The sequence below is a fragment of the Aurantiacibacter flavus genome (assembly GCF_039710615.1).
Taxonomy (GTDB): Bacteria; Pseudomonadota; Alphaproteobacteria; order Sphingomonadales; family Sphingomonadaceae; genus Alteraurantiacibacter; species Alteraurantiacibacter flavus.
The window spans coordinates 13,785-32,176 of record NZ_JBDLBR010000008.1; the positions used below are offsets into that span (position 1 = coordinate 13,785).

20 protein-coding genes, 1 tRNA gene and 1 other RNA gene are annotated in these 18,392 nt (G+C 64.0%); 13 read left to right on the forward strand and 9 right to left on the reverse strand.

The genetic code is table 11. From position 1 onward, the window contains the following. Position 1 precedes the first annotated feature (1 nt). A complete protein-coding gene (locus ABDJ38_RS16175; protein ID WP_346786172.1) occupies positions 2-325 on the reverse strand; it encodes a DUF3297 family protein in 324 nt (107 codons plus the stop codon). Between the two features lie 153 nt (positions 326-478). Here ABDJ38_RS16175 and ABDJ38_RS16180 point away from each other — a divergent pair. Continuing rightward, positions 479-563: transfer RNA gene (locus ABDJ38_RS16180), tRNA-Leu, on the forward strand. A 93-nt stretch (positions 564-656) separates the two neighbouring features. Next, the gene (gene tig, locus ABDJ38_RS16185) at positions 657-2,258 is read left to right on the forward strand and encodes a trigger factor (protein ID WP_346786217.1); all 1,602 of its coding nucleotides are present in this window, start codon (positions 657-659) and stop codon (positions 2,256-2,258) included. Positions 2,259-2,318: 60 nt separating this feature from the next. On the opposite strand, the gene ABDJ38_RS16190 is transcribed toward tig, so the two are convergent. Further along, the gene (locus tag ABDJ38_RS16190) at positions 2,319-4,460 is read right to left on the reverse strand and encodes a TonB-dependent receptor plug domain-containing protein (RefSeq protein ID WP_346786173.1); all 2,142 of its coding nucleotides are present in this window, start codon (positions 4,458-4,460) and stop codon (positions 2,319-2,321) included. Between the two features lie 266 nt (positions 4,461-4,726). Between ABDJ38_RS16190 and ABDJ38_RS16195 the strand changes: the two genes are divergently transcribed. From ABDJ38_RS16195 to ABDJ38_RS16210, 4 genes are all read left to right on the forward strand, one after another. After that, positions 4,727-5,410, forward strand: a complete 684-nt coding sequence (locus tag ABDJ38_RS16195; RefSeq protein ID WP_346786174.1) for an ATP-dependent Clp protease proteolytic subunit — start codon at positions 4,727-4,729, stop codon at positions 5,408-5,410. A gap of 210 nt (positions 5,411-5,620) precedes the next feature. Then, entirely contained in the window at positions 5,621-6,892 is a 1,272-nt protein-coding gene (clpX, locus tag ABDJ38_RS16200; protein ID WP_346786175.1) for an ATP-dependent Clp protease ATP-binding subunit ClpX, read from the forward strand. A gap of 149 nt (positions 6,893-7,041) precedes the next feature. Continuing rightward, on the forward strand, positions 7,042-7,239 hold the full coding sequence (locus ABDJ38_RS16205; RefSeq protein ID WP_346786176.1) for a hypothetical protein: 198 nt from the start codon (positions 7,042-7,044) through the stop codon (positions 7,237-7,239). Positions 7,240-7,344: 105 nt separating this feature from the next. Then, positions 7,345-8,319, forward strand: a complete 975-nt coding sequence (locus ABDJ38_RS16210) for a sterol desaturase family protein (protein WP_346786177.1) — start codon at positions 7,345-7,347, stop codon at positions 8,317-8,319. Here ABDJ38_RS16210 and ABDJ38_RS16215 read toward each other — a convergent pair. The 3 genes from ABDJ38_RS16215 to mtgA all read right to left on the reverse strand — a co-directional run bounded on the left by ABDJ38_RS16215 (position 8,268) and on the right by mtgA (position 10,527). Beyond that, positions 8,268-8,750: a MarR family transcriptional regulator gene (locus ABDJ38_RS16215; protein WP_346786178.1), complete on the reverse strand. Its 483-nt coding sequence runs from the start codon at positions 8,748-8,750 to the stop codon at positions 8,268-8,270. The genes ABDJ38_RS16210 and ABDJ38_RS16215 overlap by 52 nt on opposite strands. A gap of 174 nt (positions 8,751-8,924) precedes the next feature. After that, positions 8,925-9,851 carry a cation diffusion facilitator family transporter gene (locus tag ABDJ38_RS16220; protein WP_346786179.1) on the reverse strand — a complete coding sequence of 309 codons (927 nt, stop codon included), beginning with the start codon at positions 9,849-9,851 and terminating at the stop codon, positions 8,925-8,927. Positions 9,852-9,855: 4 nt separating this feature from the next. Continuing rightward, on the reverse strand, positions 9,856-10,527 hold the full coding sequence (mtgA, locus tag ABDJ38_RS16225) for a monofunctional biosynthetic peptidoglycan transglycosylase (RefSeq protein ID WP_429771126.1): 672 nt from the start codon (positions 10,525-10,527) through the stop codon (positions 9,856-9,858). Between the two features lie 196 nt (positions 10,528-10,723). Between mtgA and ABDJ38_RS16230 the strand changes: the two genes are divergently transcribed. Continuing rightward, entirely contained in the window at positions 10,724-11,980 is a 1,257-nt protein-coding gene (locus ABDJ38_RS16230) for an amidohydrolase (protein ID WP_346786180.1), read from the forward strand. A gap of 3 nt (positions 11,981-11,983) precedes the next feature. Here ABDJ38_RS16230 and ABDJ38_RS16235 read toward each other — a convergent pair whose 3' ends face one another. Next, entirely contained in the window at positions 11,984-12,370 is a 387-nt protein-coding gene (locus tag ABDJ38_RS16235; RefSeq protein WP_346786182.1) for a winged helix-turn-helix transcriptional regulator, read from the reverse strand. 99 nt (positions 12,371-12,469) lie between these two features. On the opposite strand from ABDJ38_RS16235, the gene ABDJ38_RS16240 reads away from it, so the two are divergent. Continuing rightward, positions 12,470-13,213, forward strand: coding sequence for an SDR family oxidoreductase (locus ABDJ38_RS16240; protein ID WP_346786183.1), 744 nt, complete (start codon positions 12,470-12,472; stop codon positions 13,211-13,213). Between the two features lie 91 nt (positions 13,214-13,304). Here ABDJ38_RS16240 and rpoH read toward each other — a convergent pair whose 3' ends face one another. From rpoH to ABDJ38_RS16255, 3 genes are all read right to left on the reverse strand, one after another. Next, a complete protein-coding gene (gene rpoH / locus ABDJ38_RS16245) occupies positions 13,305-14,207 on the reverse strand; it encodes an RNA polymerase sigma factor RpoH (protein WP_346786185.1) in 903 nt (300 codons plus the stop codon). A gap of 135 nt (positions 14,208-14,342) precedes the next feature. Then, the gene (locus ABDJ38_RS16250; protein WP_346786186.1) at positions 14,343-15,290 is read right to left on the reverse strand and encodes an RluA family pseudouridine synthase; all 948 of its coding nucleotides are present in this window, start codon (positions 15,288-15,290) and stop codon (positions 14,343-14,345) included. Beyond that, positions 15,283-15,615: a GIY-YIG nuclease family protein gene (locus ABDJ38_RS16255; protein ID WP_346786187.1), complete on the reverse strand. Its 333-nt coding sequence runs from the start codon at positions 15,613-15,615 to the stop codon at positions 15,283-15,285. Before ABDJ38_RS16255 ends, ABDJ38_RS16250 begins: the two co-directional genes overlap by 8 nt. Positions 15,616-15,670: 55 nt before the next feature. On the opposite strand from ABDJ38_RS16255, the gene ABDJ38_RS16260 reads away from it, so the two are divergent. The 5 genes from ABDJ38_RS16260 (at position 15,671) to rnpB (ending at position 18,390) form a co-directional block, all read left to right on the forward strand. After that, on the forward strand, positions 15,671-16,060 hold the full coding sequence (locus ABDJ38_RS16260) for a M67 family metallopeptidase (RefSeq protein WP_346786188.1): 390 nt from the start codon (positions 15,671-15,673) through the stop codon (positions 16,058-16,060). A gap of 12 nt (positions 16,061-16,072) precedes the next feature. After that, entirely contained in the window at positions 16,073-16,726 is a 654-nt protein-coding gene (locus ABDJ38_RS16265) for a histidine phosphotransferase family protein (RefSeq protein WP_346786189.1), read from the forward strand. A gap of 2 nt (positions 16,727-16,728) precedes the next feature. Beyond that, positions 16,729-17,454, forward strand: a complete 726-nt coding sequence (locus ABDJ38_RS16270) for an N-acetylmuramoyl-L-alanine amidase (protein WP_346786190.1) — start codon at positions 16,729-16,731, stop codon at positions 17,452-17,454. Between the two features lie 93 nt (positions 17,455-17,547). Then, positions 17,548-17,910 carry a carboxymuconolactone decarboxylase family protein gene (locus ABDJ38_RS16275; protein WP_346786191.1) on the forward strand — a complete coding sequence of 121 codons (363 nt, stop codon included), beginning with the start codon at positions 17,548-17,550 and terminating at the stop codon, positions 17,908-17,910. Positions 17,911-17,949: 39 nt separating this feature from the next. Next, an RNA gene (gene rnpB / locus ABDJ38_RS16280) (RNase P RNA component class A) lies at positions 17,950-18,390 on the forward strand. Positions 18,391-18,392 lie beyond the last annotated feature (2 nt).

Sequence of the window (18,392 nt, forward strand, 5' to 3'; positions counted from 1 at the left end):
ATCAGGCCTTCGCGAGCGGCGCGTCTTCGCCGAGGTCTTCGTACCAGGCTTCGACCTCGCCCTTCAGCTTGATCGTCAGCGGGCGGCCCTTGCGGTCCATCGCCTTGCCGGCCTGCACGCGCACCCAGCCTTCGGAAATGCAATATTCCTCGATGTCGCGCCGTTCGCGGCCCTTGAAGCGGATGCCGACGCCGCGTTGCAGCTTGTCGCCATCGAAATGCGGGCTGCGCGGGTCGATCGCGAGGTGATCGGGCGGCACGTCCGCAGCTGCGGGGGTGGCCGGGGTCGCCTCGGGGGCGGTTTCGGGGGTTTGCTCTTCGCTCATGGGGCAAGGCCCCTATAACGCAGCCCGCCGCGTGGCAATGCCGATCCGCACAGCCAACCACCCTTCGTGCTTGCCCTTTGCCGCGCTGCCCTTTAAGGGCGCGGCTTCGATTTTTGCGAGGTGGCTTGCCATCTTGCAGCTCATCGTCGGGCCGCGGGCGTGGCGGAATTGGTAGACGCGCTGGTTTTAGGTACCAGTATCGCAAGATGTGGGGGTTCGAGTCCCTTCGCCCGCACCAGTTTCGGTTGGCGCCCCGATACCCGGCTATCGGATGCGGGTGTTCGTGCCCGGTCCGCAGCAATTAGAAGGCCTGAAAGAACCAGATATGGCAATGCAGATCGTCGAAACCACCAATGAAGGCCTCAAGCGTGGCTATACGCTGACCATCCCCGCCAGCGACATCGCCGACAAGGTCGGCGCTGAGATCAAGAAGATCGCCCCGCAGGTGAAGATGCCCGGCTTCCGCCCCGGCAAAGTCCCGGCCAACCTCGTGAAGAAGATGCACGGCGAGGCGATTCACGCCGACGTGCTCAACACCACGTTGCGCGGCGCAATCGACGAGCTGATGGCCGAAAAGAAGCTGCGCCCCGCGCTGCAGCCCAAGGTCGACATGACCGACGGCTATGAGCAGGGCAAGGATGCCGAGCTGACCGTCGAGCTGGAAGTGCTGCCCGAGATCGAGGTGCCTGCGCTCGAAGGCCTGAAGCTCGAAAAGCTGACCGTCGCCGTGAGCGACGAGCAGATCGACGAGGCGCTGGGCAAGATCGCCGAGGGCCAGAAGAGCTACAAGGACGCGGCCAAGACCAAGAAGGCCGCCGAGGGCGATCAGGTCATCATCGATTTCGTCGGCTCGGTCGACGGTGTGGAATTCGAAGGCGGCAAGGCCGAAGATGCCCCGCTCGTGATCGGCTCGGGCCAGTTCATCCCCGGCTTCGAAGAACAGCTGACGGGCGTGAAGACCGGTGAGGAAAAGACCATCACCGTGACCTTCCCCGAAGACTATCCGGCCGAGCACCTGAAGGGCAAGGAAGCCCAGTTCGCGATCACCGTGAAGCAGGTGAAGGTCGAAGCCGAAAGCAAGATCGACGAAGACTTCGCCAAGTCGCTCGGCCTCGAGAGCCTCGAACAGCTCACCGGCCTCGTGAAGGGCCAGCTGGAGCAGGAAAGCGCCGGCCTCACCCGCACGCAGATGAAGCGCCAGCTGCTCGATACGCTGGCTGCCAGCCACGATTTCCCCGTCCCGCCGACCATGGTCGAAGCCGAGTTCGACCAGATCTGGCAGCAGCTGGAAGCCGAAGCCGCTCGCGAGGAAGATCCCGAAGCCGCCAAGGCAGAGATCGAAGCCGAGAAGGACGACTACAAGCGCATCGCCGAACGCCGCGTGCGTCTGGGTCTGCTGCTGTCGGAAATCGGCCAGGCCAATAGCGTGGAGATCAGCCAGCAGGAAATGGGCATGCTGATCCAGCAGGCCGCGCAGCAGTATCCAGCCGAGCAGCGTCAGCAGTTCGTGGACTACGTCCGCAACGAGCCTATGGCTCAGGCTCAGCTGCGCGCGCCCCTCTATGAGGATAAGGTCGTCGACTTCCTGTTCGACAAGGCCGACGTCACCGAGCGCGAAGTGACCCGCGAGGAGATCGAAGCCGCGATCGAGGCCGACGAAGCCGGCACCGAGGACAAGAAGCCCGCCGCCAAGAAGGCTCCGGCCAAGAAGCCTGCCGCGAAGAAGGCTCCGGCCAAGAAGGCAGCTGCTGACGGCGAGGCCGAGGCCAAGCCGGCGGCAAAGAAAGCGCCTGCCAAGAAGGCCCCGGCGAAGAAGGCTCCGGCCAAGGCCGCCGATGGCGAGACCAAGGCCAAGGCAGCTCCAGCCAAGAAGGCTCCGGCAAAGAAGCCTGCAGCCAAGAAAGCGCCTGCCAAGAAGGCTGACGCCGAGTAATTCGCGCCTTCAAGAACAAGCGAAAGGGCGGCCTCGCAAGGGGCCGCCCTTTTCGTTTGCTCAGAAGCTGCCTTTGACGATGAACTCCATCACCCGCCCGATCTCGCGGCGCCGATTCTCGCGGAACAGCAGGTTGTCGGCGCCGCGCGGGCCGTCGAACACGTAACGGTCGTAGACCAGTTCGTCCTGCAGCAGGTTCGACATCTTGGCCTGCACGGTAAGCCCGAGCAGATCCTTGTGTTCGACAAACAGCGCCAAGGCATTGCCGATGCGATGGTCGTAGCCGTATTCGGCGACACGGTAGCTGGGATTGAACCGTGTCCGGCGCAGCGCAGCGCCCCATGCCCAGTCGGTAACGGGGATGTCGTGTCGCCAGTCCAGTTCAAGTTCGAACGGTTCGGCAAAGCCCACCGGCAGCGCCCCGCCCAGCACCGGATCGGTGTAGGACGATTCGCGCAGGTTCAGCGAATAGTCGAGCCGCGCTCCGGTGAACCCGACCGGCTCGAACCGAACGGTGCCGTATAGTTCGACGCCCTGAATTCGCGCCGTTTCGATATTGCCCCGCGCCGAGCCTCCCGTGGGGGTGGGCACGAAGGTGGTGTAGTCCGAAAAGTCGCGCTGAAAGATGCGCAAGGTGGCATTGCCCCAGGGTCCGAAATCGCGCGCCGCTTCCAGATCGTAGGCCCAGCGCTGGTCGGGGCGAAGCTCGTTGTTGGCGGCATTCTGGTTGTCGTCGGCAAGGTTCACCTCGGCCAGCACGTCGGCAAAGTCGAGCTGGCCGGTGCGCCGCTCGATCTTGAGCGAGACATTGAGCCGCTCGCTCGCCGACCAGGATAGCGACAGCGAACCGTTCGGGCGGCGGAAACTGCGCGCCAGCGCGCCGCTGCCCGTCTGCTGGATGCGCGAATACTCTCCGCCCACAATCAGCTGCATCGAAACGGTGGGTGTGAGCGCCCGGCTATGTGAAATGCTTGCCGAATACCGGTCTTCGGTCACCCCCCCCGTCCCCGCAGGGAAATCGAGCGGCGTGAAGGTGCCGTCGGGCTCCAGGGTGAACAGATCGGACGTGCGGTCGAGCCGGTTGAACGCGGCCTCTCCCGAAAGCTGCCAGTCGCCGTCGAGCATGGCCCAGTCGTATTCGGCGCGTCCGATGCGCTCGCCGCTTTCGGTGAACCTGCTGAAAAGAATACCGGTGACAGGCACCCCGGTGGCCGGATCGACCTCGGACTGCGAGCGGAAAGTGAGCCGGTCGTAGCGCTCGAGCCCGATCAGCGTCAATCGCCCTCCTGCGAGCGCGAACTCCAGGTCGCCGCCGACCTCGTAGTCGTAACCGCGCGAGAGCGAGAAGATTTCCTCGTATAGCGGGGCGACATCGGGGCTGAGCGTGCGCTCGCGCTCCCACTCGCGGAAGCGACGCAGGAGCAGCGAGGCATTAATGTTCGCCACCGCCCCGCCCGGCAGTCCATAGCGCAGGGAGGTCGAATACTTGGTGTCGTCGCCCTGTTCGAGCCCGGTACTGAAGCGCTCCTCCACCCGGCCACTGGCGAAGGTCACATAGTTCGTCCCACCTGATCCACCGTAAAACGGCTTGCCCTCGGCAGCCACAGTGACGTCGAGCGCGCCGAACGTGCCCGAGGCCGAGATCACCCCTTCGAGCCAGCGGTTCTTCGAATATTCCGCAGCCAGTTGCGGACGCCATTCGAACTGCACCTGCACCCCGCCGGTCGAATTGGCGACGATGTTGGCGACCCGCCCCGTCAGCCCGGGCACATCGAGTGCGGCGCCGTCGACGATCTCGATACGAATGACGTTGCCTGCCGGGATGCGCGCGAGCTGGTCGGTGATCGAATCCGACTTCGAAGCAAGTCGCTCGCCGTTGAGCAGCACGTTGCCCGAAGCCTGCCCCAGCCCGCGCCCCTGCCCACCGCCGCGGTCGTCGATCGCAAAGCCGGGCACGCGCTCAAGCATGTCGAGCGCGCTGCGCGGGGCGAAACTGGCAAAGTCGGCCGGAGTGAACACCTCCCGCGCGGCGCCCTCGGCTGGCGGCGCAGGAGCAACATCCTCGCTTGCTCCATCAGCCTGGGCAAAGACGGGCGCGGACCAAGGCGTAAACCCCAAGGCCAAGGCGGCGGCGCTGGCCCCAACGGCACCGCGCCGCAAACGAGTGATCCGCCCTTCTCCCATAACAACAGGGCTAAACACGCGCCCGCCCTGCGGCAAGAGTGCTTTTGTATCGAAATGAATACACCGGAAAACTCTCCCACACCAATACACCTGGCTCCAGAGCTCCAAGTAAAAATACGGAGGGCGAGGCGAGCATGGAACAAGCGCATTCCATGCCACTAAGGCTCTGCGCTCGGGTCGCGGGCCGGTTACATAGTCAGTGATGCACAGGTCCAGTGATCAAGCCCCTTGAACATCGCGCGGCCAGACGCGACATAGCGTTCGGATCACACGAAGGGATATTCATGTTCGACGTTTTCGGCGACGCCAAGGACCGTTTCCACACCGACCCCATGACCGGCGCTCTCGTACCCGTGGTGGTCGAATCGACCAGCCGTGGCGAGCGCAGCTTCGACATCTTCAGCCGCCTGCTGCGCGAACGCATCGTGTTCGTGACCGGCCAGGTGGAGGACAACATGGCCTCGCTGATCGTGGCCCAGCTGCTGTTCCTCGAAAGCGAGAACTCGCAGGATATCAGCATGTACATCAATTCGCCCGGCGGCGTGGTGACGGCCGGCATGGCGATCCACGACACCATGCAGTACATCAAGCCGAAGGTGCGCACCGTGTGCATCGGCCAGGCCGCATCGATGGGCTCGTTCCTGCTTGCCGCCGGTGAGCCGGGCATGCGCGTGGCGCTGCCGAACGCGCGGATCATGATCCACCAGCCCTCGGGCGGCGCGCGCGGCATGGCCTCGGACATCGAGATTCAGGCCAAGGAAATCCTCCGCATCAAGGCGCGGATGAACGACCTCTATGTGAAATACACCGGACAGGATCTGGAAACGGTGGAACGCGCAATGGATCGCGACACCTTCCTCGAGGCCGACGAAGCCAAGGAATTCGGTCTCGTCGACGCGGTCTTCGCCCATCGCCCTAAGGGCGAGGACGATAGCGCCACCGAAGGTTCGGGCGGCGCTCCTGAATAAGTTGGGGCCACAGTGTCCCGAAACCGGGCAAACCGGAGGGACACTGTAGCCATTTGGCAACCGTGTGCGTTCAGGACCCCTCAAGCCGAACGAATTAAGGCTTATGGGAATTGATCTTGGGCACACGACGCCTAGACTACCCCATTCGACTCTCCCGTCAGGCATGCGCCTCGGCGGTAGGGCAACAGGGGCGCGCATTGGACAAGGATTATGACAAAGTTGAGCGGATCCGATAGCAAGAGCACCCTTTACTGCAGCTTCTGCGGTAAGTCGCAGCATGAGGTGCGCAAGCTGATCGCCGGGCCGACCGTGTTCATCTGCGATGAATGCGTCGAGCTGTGTAACGACATCATTCGTGAAGAGGCCAAGGTCGGCGTCGGCGGCAAGAAGGACGGTTCCGTCCCTGCCCCGATCGATATCTGCAACACTCTGAACGACTATGTGATCGGGCAGGAACGCGCCAAGCGCGTGCTCTCGGTCGCGGTTCACAACCACTACAAGCGTTTGAAGCACGCCGGCAAAGGTAACGATGTCGAGCTTGCGAAGTCGAACATCCTGCTCGTCGGCCCGACCGGCTCGGGCAAGACGCTGCTCGCGCAGACGCTGGCGCGCACCTTCGACGTGCCCTTCACCATGGCCGACGCCACCACGCTGACCGAAGCCGGTTACGTGGGCGAGGACGTAGAGAACATCATCCTCAAGCTGCTGCAGGCGAGCGACTACAACGTCGAGAAGGCCCAGCACGGCATCGTCTACATCGACGAGATCGACAAGATCACGCGCAAGGCCGAGAACCCCTCGATCACGCGCGACGTCAGCGGCGAAGGCGTGCAGCAGGCGCTGCTCAAGCTGATGGAAGGCACCACCGCCTCGGTTCCGCCGCAGGGCGGGCGCAAGCATCCGCAGCAGGAGTTCCTGCAGGTCGACACCACGAACATCCTGTTCATTTGCGGCGGCGCTTTCGCGGGCCTCGAAAAGGTGATCGGCGACCGCTTGCAGAAGCGTTCGATCGGCTTCGGCGCCAACGTGTCGGACCCGGCCAAGGCGCGCGTGGGCGAAATGCTCGAAAAGTGCGAGCCTGAGGATCTGCTGAAGTTCGGCCTCATCCCCGAATTCGTCGGCCGTCTGCCGGTGATCGCCACCCTGCACGACCTCGATGTCGATGCGCTGGTGACGATCCTGAAGGAGCCGAAGAACGCGCTGGTAAAGCAATATGCCCGCTTGTTCGAGCTGGAAGACGTCGAACTGACCTTCACCGACGAGGCGCTCGAAAAGATCGCTCAGAAGGCCATCAAGCGCAAGACCGGCGCGCGCGGCCTGCGCTCGATCGTCGAGGGCCTGCTGCTCGACACCATGTTCGATCTGCCGAGCATGGAAGGCGTTTCGGAAGTTGTCGTCGATGCCGACGTGGTCGAGGGCCGCAAGGAACCCGTCCGCGTGGTCTCTAACGACGACGACAAGAAGAAGGAGCAGGCGGCCTAATCGCGGGCCGCCTCGCCTCCCACCCGGCCAATATTTGTCGGATTTTCGCGCAGGCTCCTTCGGGGGCCTGCTTTTGTGCGCCCTGTCAGTTCTGACGCGCACCCATGTCGCGCGCCTGCTCGGCGCGTGGCCTTAGAAGGAGCCAAACCATGTCCAACAACGCCCAACTCGCCGCCAAGCTTCTGCGCGATGCCAGCATGTTTTTTCGCCAGGTCGGCGAACAGAATCCGCCCGTGGCCGAGCAGATGAACCAGAACGCCACGGCTTACGAACAGGTCGCGCAGATGGTCGAAGCCGATCCGCTTGGCGCGCTGCCCGAAGCGGCCAACGAGCCGACGGAGCAATAGGACAGGCAAAAGGGTGCAAAGGCCACTGCGGCCTCTGCGCCCTTGCCTACCCTATTAGGTAAGTTTCTCCTCGCAACTCTTTTTCAAAACGCCTATTCAGGTCCGATGGACCTGCCCGATCCCACCTTGCTGGCGATCCCCGCCTTCATCGTGACAATGCTGGCCGAAGCATGGCTTGGACAGCGTGGCGGGCGCGTGCGCTATACCGGCAGCGACACTTTCACATCCCTTGCGCTCGGCATTGGCAGCGTGCTGGCCGGGCTGATTACTGGCGGCGCAGTGCTCGCCATGGCCATGGCTGTCCATCAGCACCGGCTGTTCGATATCGGCTACGTGTGGTGGGCTTGGCCGCTCGCCTTCGTGCTCGACGATCTGGCCTATTACTGGTTCCACCGGACGGCGCACCGGGTGCGCTGGTTCTGGGCGGCGCATGTGGTCCACCACTCAAGCGAGCATTACAACCTTTCTACCGCACTGCGGCAGACCTGGACGGGCTTTATCGCGCTCTCGTTCGTGTTTCGCCTGCCGCTGTTCTTGATCGGCTTTCCACCGGCGATGGTGTTCTTCCTCGTCGGCCTGAACCTCATCTACCAGTACTGGATCCACACCGAGGCAGTGGACCGAATGCCGCGCTGGTTCGAGGCAGTGATGAACACGCCCTCGCATCACCGCGTCCACCACGCCACCAACCCGCGCTATCTCGACGCCAACTTCGCAGGCGTCTTCATCGTATGGGACCGTATCTTCGGCACCTTCGTGCCCGAGACCGACGCCGAGGCGGTGCGCTACGGCATCGTGAAGCCGCTCGAACGCACGGGCGGGATCACGGGGGTGCTGTGGGCCGCATTCCACGAGTGGGTCGGCATCGCGCAAGACCTGCGGCGCGCGCCGTGGCGAGCGAAGCTTGGCTACCTGATCAGGCCGCCCGGATGGAGCCATGACGGCTCGCGCGAGACCTCGGAGATGATCCGGACCCGCTGGCTGGACGAGCGCGAAGCCGCGGCTAACCCAGGCCCCCAAGACACTGCTCAGGCAGGTTCCAGACGGTCCTCTTCCAGCACCGTGCGCGCGGCGCAATAAAGCCGCTCGACCGCGAGCGAAGCCTGGACCTTGTCCTCCTCGGGCAGCAAGGCCGCGATCGCTTGCTCGCTGTTCTGCGCAATCCGGGCCATGGCATGGCAGATCGTCTGCCCCATGGCAGTCAGGCGAATGGCCAGCGGGCGCGGTGCGGGATTGGGTGGCCTCGCGATCAGGCCTCGTGTGGTGAGCATCTTCACCATCCGGCTAACCTGTCCGCAGTCACGGTTGAGATTGCCCGCAAGCGCCGCCAGCGTGATCGGCGCATGGGCATTGACCTGCGCCAGCAGGCGATAATGAATCTCGGTCAGGCCGAAGCTCTGGCGGAAGCTGGCAGCGCGACAGCGCACCACTGCCTCGCAGGCCATTATCAGCCGGTCGGACAGGGCTTGCGCGGCTTCGGTTTGGTCGAAGGAATGGTTGGCGGCGGTCATTGTCGGTCCTTTCGCGAAAGGCCACTGCCAGCGCGACGCGGAAGCCCCGGATCCGCCCACGCGGGCCACAGCCCGGTTATCGCCGCGATCATGACAAGATGCAGGCAAACCGACAGGTAAATTACCGTAATGAGGGCAGGCGCAACGGGTTACACCGGCGTTACCGCAAGCTTCTCAGGCGCAACCTTCGCAGGCCTGATGGCTTTTTTCGACCTGGAAGGTCGCGTGGCCGATGGCGTGGTGATGCTCCAGCTCGTGCGCCGCCTCGCGAAGGAAGGCATCGCCCGGATGGCCGCCCGGCATCACCAGATGCGCGGTGAGCGCGGTCTCGGTCGTGCTCATGGCCCAGATATGGACATGGTGGACGTCGCTCACCCCTGGCAGGCGCTTCAATCGGGCGAACACCGCCTCTTCGTCGATCCCGGCAGGCACACCGGCGAGGCCCAGCCGGACGCTGTCCTTAAGCAGCCCCCAGGTGCCCCAGCCGATTACCGCCACGATCACGAGGCTGACCAGCGGATCGATAATCACCGCCCCGGTGAGCAAGATCACCACGCCCGCCACCACCACGCCAACCGACACCAGCGCATCTGCCGCCATGTGCAGGAAAGCGCCGCGTACGTTCAGATCGTCGTGCTGCCCGCGCATGAACATCAGCGCGGTTGCCGTGTTGATGACGATGCCCACGCCCGCCACCCAGACCATCGTCCAACCTTCCGGTTCGACGGGTTCGATCAGCCGGTGTACGGTCTCGAACAGGATCGCTCCGATTGCGATGAGGAGCAGCATGGCATTGGCAAGCGCTGCCAGGATGGTCGAGCTCTTGAGGCCATAGGTGAAGCGCGCCGTGGCGGGCCGCTTGGCCGCAACGCTCGCGCCCCAGGCGATGATCAGGCCGAGCACGTCGCTGAGGTTGTGCCCGGCATCGGCTACCAGCGCCATCGAGCCCGAGATATAACCGTAAATCGCCTCCACCGCGACAAACACGGTGTTGAGGACAATGCCGATAGCAAAGGCCCGCCCGAAGTCCTTGGGCGCATGCGAATGCCCATGATCGTGGCCATGGCTGTGCCCATGGCTATGGCTGTGCGCCCCGCTCATCGCATCACTCGTAGACGCAAGCGTCGAGCGCGTCACGTCTCACCACGCCAATGCGCGCGCGGATCGAATTGCCATAGCGCCGGGTGAAGCCCGTGGGATTGACCACGGCGCGCTTCTTCGGGCTTGGTAACGCCGCCGCCATCCGCGCCGCCTCGCTTTCGCTCAGCTGAGCCGGCGAATGCTGGAAATAGCGCTCGGCCCCGGCGGCGACACCATAGGTGCCGATCCCCGTTTCAGCGACGTTGAGGTAGACTTCCATGATCCGGCGCTTGCCCCACAGGTGCTCGATCAGGAAGGTGAACCAGGCCTCCAGCCCCTTGCGGAAGAAGCCGCCGCCCTGCCACAGGAACACGTTCTTGGCAGTCTGCTGGCTGATGGTCGAGGCACCGCGCTCGCGCTTGCCCGCCATGCGCTCCTCGATCGCCTGCTCGATTGCCTCGGCATCGAACCCGGAGTGTTCGCAGAACTTGCTGTCCTCGGCCGCGATCACAGCGGAGACCATGTTGCGGTCGATCCGCGAGAGCGGCTCCCAATCGCGGGTGTAGCCGTTCTCGTCCATCAGCATGGTGGCGGTGACAGGGACTGGCACGAAGCGCCACAGGCCCACTGCGAGCAGGCTCAGCACCACGAAAGCCACGATAAGGCGACCGAGCCAGATAAAGATACGCATGACCATATGGCGGCTGTCATAGCGGGAAGGCAGCGCCATGAAAATCCACCTCCTGGACGCACTTGTAACATCAGGCGATTTCGGCACTATGTGCGCCGCCATCGGTCGCTTTTAAGGAATTTTCCCCATTATCCGCACCACCCTACTCGCCGCCCTGCTTGTTTCCACCACGGCCACACCCACTCTGGCGCAGGACGCAGAGATGGCCGCCGCCATCGAGGCCGACTGGGACGGCCACCTCGCCGCGCTGTTCGAACACTTCCACCGCAACCCCGAGCTGTCGTTCATGGAAGTGCAGACCGCCGCGCGCATGGCCGAGGAGCTGCGCGAAGCCGGGGCCGAAGTGACCGAGAATGTCGGCGGTACCGGCGTAGTGGGAATGCTGCGCAATGGCGAGGGGCCGCTGGTCATGCTACGCGCCGATATGGACGGGCTGCCGCTCAAGGAAGACAGCGGGCTCGCCTATGCCTCCACCGTCACGCAGGTCGATGCAGACGGAGTCGAATATCCGGTCATGCACGCCTGCGGGCACGATTCGCACATCACCGCACTGGTTGGCATTGCCCGCTATCTCGCCGGCCATACCGATGACTGGTCGGGCACGGTGATGCTGGTGGTCCAGCCAGCAGAAGAGCGGCTCGGCGGCGCGCGCGCCATGCTCGAAGACGGGCTTTACGAGCGCTTCGGCAAGCCCGACTATGCCCTCGCCTTCCATTCGTCGGCCGGCTCCCCGGTGGGCACGATCAACATAGCCGACAGCTCCAATCTCGTTTCATCGAGTTCCGACGCGGTCGACATTGTAGTCCACGGAGTGGGCGCACACGGGGCCTATCCGCACGCCGGGCGCGACCCGGTCTATATCGGGGCAGAGATCGTGACCGGGCTGCAAGGCATCGTCAGCCGCGAGGTGGCACCGCTGGACCCCTCGGTGATCACGGTCGGCATGTTCAACGCCGGGACCAAGCGCAACATCATCCCCGACCGCGCCGAACTGCAGCTGACCGTGCGCAGCAACGATCCGGCAGTGCGCGCGCAACTGCTGGAGGCTATCGAGCGTGTCGCGGTGGGCACGGCGCGCGCGCATGGCATTGGCGAGGACATGCTGCCCGAGGTCACCCACCAGTATGGCACCCCGGCCAACATCAACAACGATGCGCTGGCGCGGCGGCTCGATACGGCGTTGCGCTCAGCCTTCGGCGAGGATGCCGTGGTGGTCCAGAAGCAGACCGGCATGGGCGCGGAGGACTTTGCCTATTTCGTCACAGAGGAGACCGGCGTCCCCGGCTACTTCATCTCCATCGGCAGCACCCCGCTGGCGGACATCGAAGCGGCAGCCAACGGCGGCCCGCCCGTCCCCTCGCACCATTCGCCATTCTTTCGCATCGACGGCGAAGCCACGGTGACGCTGGGCGCGGAGGCGCTGATCACCGCCGTGCTGGACCTCGCTGCGCCTAGCTAAGCGCTACGGCGCCTTGCGCGCGTCGTAATCGGCGCGCGCAGCCTCGATCCGCGCAAGATTGCGCTCGGCCCATTGCCACACGCCGCAGAAGGCCTCGCCAAGTTCGTGGCCGAGGTCGGTCAGCCGGTATTCGACCCGCGGCGGCACTTCGGCAAAGACTTCTCGCGAGACCAGACCCTCGCGCTCCATCTGCCGCAAGGTCTGGGTCAGCATCTTCTGGCTGATGCCGGGAACCGATCGACCAAGATCGCTGAAGCGACGCGCGCCCGCTTCCTCAAGCGCTTCAAGCACCAGCAGAGTCCACTTGTCGGCCACGCGGCCGATGGTTTCATTTACCAACGCGTCGATTTTCGGATCGTCGGCATAGCTTGTGTGGCCCGGATTTTCCATTTCTCACCTTTGGGTAACTACAGCACTTTTCGGTGCCTACTTTCCAAAGGAGAGTATCGGTCTATCTGGACTGTCGTGGCAAGCAGAAAGGACACGACCATGAAGACATCGGGCAACACCATTCTCCTCACCGGCGGTGGCAGCGGCATCGGGCGCGAACTGGCCCGGCGCTGGCACGATCTGGGCAACACGGTGATCGTGGCGGGGCGCACCGCTGCCAGTCTGGCGGAAACTGCCGAGGGCTATCCGAACATCCACGCGATGACCGTCGACGCCGGCGATCGCGCCGATATCGCCCGCTTCGCCAGCGAGGTGATCGCTGAGTACCCGGCGGTCAACGTGCTGGTGAACAACGCCGGGATCATGCGCTTTGAAGACATCGCCGCCCCGCGCGACCTTGCCGATTCCGAGGCGACGATCAGCACCAACTTGCTCGGTCCGATCCGGATGACCGACGCCTTCGTCGAGCACCTCTCTAAGCAGGCCGATGCGGCGATTATCAATGTCAGCTCGGGCCTTGCCTTCGTGCCGATGGCGCGCACGGCGACCTATTGCGCCACCAAGGCGGCCTTGCATTCCTATACCCAGTCGCTGCGCATGGCCTTGACGGGCAAGGTGGAAGTGATCGAACTCGCCCCGCCCGCGGTGCAGACCGAACTCACCCCCGGCCAGTCGACCCGTGAGGGCTACCTGCCGCTCGACACCTACATCGACCAGGCGTTGGCGCTGTTGACCGCTGACAAGACCCCGAGCGAGGTGCTGGTGCCCAACGCACAGTTCATGCGCGATGCCGAGAAGGAGGGGCGCTACGAAGAGCTGCTGGCGCGGGTCAACCAGCTCTGATCGCCCGCGAAGTTCCCTAGAGAGTAAAGAAAAAAGGGGCGCGGAAGCCATAAGCCTCCGCGCCCCTTTTCGTGTCTTATTGCCAGTTGGCTCAGGCCACGCCGGGCAGCAACTTCTCGCCAGCGATCCGCTGCATCGCCTTCTGCAGCTTCTCGAACGCGCGCACCTCGATCTGGCGGATACGTTCGCGGCTCACATCGTAGACCTGCGACAGCTCTTCCAGCGTCTGCGGATTCTCGGTCAGCCGCCGCTCGGTGAGAATGTGCTTCTCGCGGTCGTTCAGGCTGTCCATCGCTTCGAGCAGCATGCCGTGGCGCACCTGGGCCTCCTCGGCGTCGGCGACGGTCTCGTCCTGCAGCGGACGGTCGTCGGTCAGCCAGTCCTGCCACTCGCCCGAGCCTTCTTCGCCATTGCGCATCGGCGTGTTGAGCGAGCCATCGCCGCCCATCATCATCCGCCGGTTCATGTTGACGACTTCGGTTTCGGACACGCCCAGATCGGTGGCGATCTTGGCCACGTCATCGGGGTGCAGATCGGAATCCTCGTAAGCCTCGAGCTGCTTCTTCATCCGGCGCAGGTTGAAGAACAGTTTCTTCTGCGCGGCGGTGGTGCCCATCTTCACCAGGCTCCACGAGCGCAGGATGAACTCTTGCATCGAGGCCTTGATCCACCACATCGCATAGGTCGCGAGGCGGAAGCCGCGATCAGGCTCGAACTTCTTGACGCCCTGCATCAGGCCGACATTGCCTTCGGAAATGAGATCAGACACGGGCAGACCATAGCCGCGATAGCCCATCGCGATCTTCGCCACCAACCGCAGGTGCGAGGTGACGAGCTGCGCGGCAGCTTCAGGGTCTTCGTGTTCCTGATAGCGCTTGGCGAGCATATATTCCTGCTCGGCCGTAAGCACCGGGAATTTCTTGATTTCGGCCAGATAGCGGTTGAGGCTCTGCTCACCGCCTAAGGCTGGCACACTAGGTCGGACTTGGCTCACTGTTCCCTTACCTTTCTTCTGTGTCGACCGCCGATGCCGGACCCCTGATGGGCATCACGGCGCTGGGGCCACCTGGGATGCTCCCGCAGGAGCATTTTTCCTTTATAGGAGCTTTGCACGCAAAGTGTGTGCATTTCATCGATCAGAACGACCAAGTTCGTCGATGAGTTCCCGCATATCGACCGGCAATTCTGTCGCGAATTGTATCGTCTCGCCGGTAACGGGATGGACGAACCCGAGGCTTGCTGCATGCAGCGCCTGGCGCGCAAAACCGAGTTTGCGAATGGTGTCGCGTATGGCTGACGGATCGCGTCCATAGACAGGATCTCCCAATAGCGCATGGCCGATTGACGAAAGGTGAACCCGCACCTGGTGGGTCCGCCCTGTTTCGAGCCGACATTCAATGAGACTCGCGTGATCGAGCCGTTCGATCAGCTTGTAATGGGTGATCGCATGCTTGCCACGCGAGGAATTGTTGTCGAGCACCGCCATTTTCTTTCGATCGCGCTCGGACCGGCCTAGTCGCGCATTGATCGTGCCCTGCGCCGGGCTCGGATAGCCGCCGCAGACCGCGAGATAGCGCCGCTCGATCGAGTGGTCGGCGAATTGCTTGGCGAGCCCTTCGTGCGCGACATCGCTTTTGGCGACCACGAGCAGGCCCGAGGTGTCCTTGTCGATGCGGTGGACAATGCCGGGCCGCGCGACTCCGCCGATGCCGCTGAGCTGGCCCGCGCAGTGGTGCAGCAGCGCATTCACCAGCGTGCCATCGGGATTACCCGCCGCCGGGTGGACCACCATTCCGGCGGGTTTATCGACGACGATCAGGTGCGCGTCCTCGAACACCACAGTGAGGGGGATATCCTGTGGACGAGCCTGTGGATCGCCTGGTGGTGGCAGGTGGATAACGAAGCTCAAGCCCGCTTGAACCTTGGCCGATGGCGACGTGGCGAGCTGGCCTGCAATCTGAACTTTCTGCTCCGATATCAGCGCCTTGATCCGCTCACGCGAAAGCTCGCTCGCCTCGGCCAAGGCCTTGTCGAGACGGCCACTGGCGGTGATGGTCCCCGAGACAACCTTAGACATCGGCCTGCCCCCCACCACCCGCTCGTCCTGAGCTTGTCGAAGGACCGTCCTTGCTTTGCGCATGGAGTGAGATCGCCTCCCAATCACCCCTGATCAGGGCAAGCTTCTTCGCCCGCGACCAGCCCTTTATCCGTCGCTCTGCCTCGAACGCCTCTTGCCGCGATGGAAACTCCTGCGACCACCCCAGTTCAACCGGCAATCTCTCGCTCGTAAATCCCGGAATAGCTCCTGCCTTGTGTTGTGCCATGCGCAGGTCCAGATTGTCGGTATGCCCAGTGTAGAACTTACCTCCTCGGCAATGCAGCATGTAGGTCCAGAACGGCATGAGCCCGTCTAGAGAGAAAAGCGGTCCTTCGACAAGCTCAGGACGAGCGGATCTGGTGCTAATTGTGGCGCTCGCGGAGCAAATCCGCACCCATGCCCGGCTCACCGCCCCACTCGAATGCTGCGGCCTCCTGCTCGGCCAGGGCAGCACGATCACCGAGGCGTGCCCTGCCCGCAACGTCCACCTTTCCCCGCAAACGCACTTCGAGATCGACCCGCAGGCGCTGATCGACGCGCACCGCGCCGCGCGCGCAGGCGGGCCGCAGGTGCTAGGCTACTATCACTCACACCCACGCGGCCCCGCCGAACCCTCGGCCACCGACCGCGCCATGGCCGCGCATGACGGTGCAATCTGGGCGATAGTCGGACAAGACGGAGCCATCGGCCTGTGGCGTGATAATAAACAGGGCTTTGAAGCGCTTTTCACAGAAGCCTCAAGCCGGTAAGGAGCGCACGTCATGACCTCCTCCACCGATCTTGCCGCCCTCCTTTGCTCACGCCTGTGCCACGATATGCTCAGCCCCGTGGGTGCGCTCAACAACGGCCTCGAACTTCTCGCCGACGAAACCGACCCCGAAATGCGCGCTCGCTGTGTCGAACTGCTTGAGCAAAGCGCGAAGACCACCGCGATGAAGCTGAAGTTCTTCCGGCTCGCTTTCGGAGCCGCAGGCGGCTTCGGCGAACAGGTGCCGGTCGAAGAGCCCAAGGAGCTGATCGCAGGCCTGGCTTCCGGCAATGCCCGCATCAGCCTTGCCTGGGCGCTGGAGGTCAACACGCTGTCGAAGCCGGCGGTGAAGATCCTGCTTAACCTCGCGGCTATCGGGCTCGATTCGCTGGTCCGCGGCGGTACCTTGATGGTCGGTGCCGAACGCAGCGACGGGGCAACCGAGATCGTGATTCGCGCCGAGGGAGCGAAGATCGCCTTCGACGAGGGCGTGGGCCGCGCGCTGGCGGGCGAACTGCCCGAAAGCGAGCTGACCGGCCGCACCGCCCCTGCCCACATGATCCACCTGCTCGCGAGCGAGAACGGCGGCGAACTGCGCTCGGCCCGCGCCGACGAGATGCTCGTGCTCGGGGCCGCGCTGCCGCCCGTGCCCGGAATGATCGGCTGACCATGGACGGGCCGCCGCTCGACCCTGCCGATCTGGTCGACCGCCACGCCCCCTCGCCCAACTGGAACGAGCGGCAACTGCCGATCTCGATGCTGGTGCTGCACTACACCGACATGGTGGGCAAGGACGCGGCGCTCAACCGGATGTGCGACCCGGAGATGGGTGTCTCGGCCCACTATCTGATCGAGGAAGACGGCACGATCATCCAGCTCGTCGAAGAGGACAAGCGCGCCTGGCATGCGGGCAAGTCGTCGTGGCGCGGGGTGCACGACGTGAACTCGGCCAGCATCGGCATCGAGCTTGATCACCCCGGCCACACCAACGGCTATCGCCCTTTCGCCGATGCGCAGATCGAAGCGCTGGTCCCGCTGGTCCACTCGATCGTCAAGCTGCACGATATCCCGCGCGCCAACGTAGTCGCCCATTCGGACGTCGCGCCTGATCGCAAGGTCGATCCGGGCGAGTTGTTCCCGTGGTATCGGCTGGCGCGGCTGAACCTGTGTCTTGCGCGGCCCCAGCGGCTCGATCTGGGCGATCCGCTCGAAAACGACGGCGCGTTCCTGCTCGCGCTCGACCGTTTCGGTTATGACATTTCCGACCAGCGCAGGGTCGTGGAGGCATTCCAGCGCCGCTGGCGGCCCGACCTGATCGACGGCGTGATCGACGGCGAATGCCGCGCGATCCTGTTCCAGCTCCTGCTCGACCGCGACCGCGGGCTGACGCGCTAGGGCTTGATCCAGATCATTTCCTGATCACCCGCCTTGCGGCACCCCACTCCCGACCGGTCGGCATTTCGCCTGCCGCACGGAGGCTTGTCCCAGATGTCGCACACAGAGTTCAAGGATTGGCCCGCGATGGCCGCCAACCTCATTCCGGCCATCCGCGAATTGCACAAGGGCGCTCCGGGCGTGATGAAAGCCTTCCGCGAGATGGCCGCCGCCGCGCACGAAAGCGGCGCACTCGACGCCAAGACCAAGGAACTGCTGGCGGTGGCCATCGCGGTCGCCACGCGATGCGATCCATGCATCACCTTCCACATCGAAGGCGCACGCAAACACGGCGCCACTCGGGAGGAAATCGCCGAGACGATGGGGCTCGCCGTCTACATGGGTGCCGGGCCGAGCGCGATGTATGCAGCCCAGGCGCTGGAGGCCTATGACCAGTACGTCGATAAGGCGGGCTAGCTTGCGCTTGGCCGCGCCATCCCTATAAGCAGCGCCGTGCCGGGGAGCCGGGCAGCCGCGTAATCCCGTTTCGGGAGATGCGAGGAAAGTCCGGGCTCCACGAAACGAGGGTGGCGGGTAACGCCCGCCGAGTGAAGGCCTCAGGGCAGAAGCTCAGGGAAAGTGCCACAGAGAGTATACCGCCGATGGCCCGCGCTGTTTGTCAGTTCGGGGGCACAGGCAAGGGTGAAAGGGTGCGGCAAGAGCGCACCGGGGCGCTGGCAACAGGGCCTGCATGGCAAACCCCACCCGGAGCAAGACCGCATAGGGGTCGCGCGCCTCGCAAGAGGCAGGGGTGTTTCGCCCCGAGCGATCCGGGTTGGTCGCCAGAGCGCGCCGGGCAACCGGCCGCCCAGACGAATGGCTGCCGCCGCCGATACCTTCCTGCACGCAGGATAAGGTCGGCGGACACAGAACCCGGCTTACAGGCTCCCCGGCACACC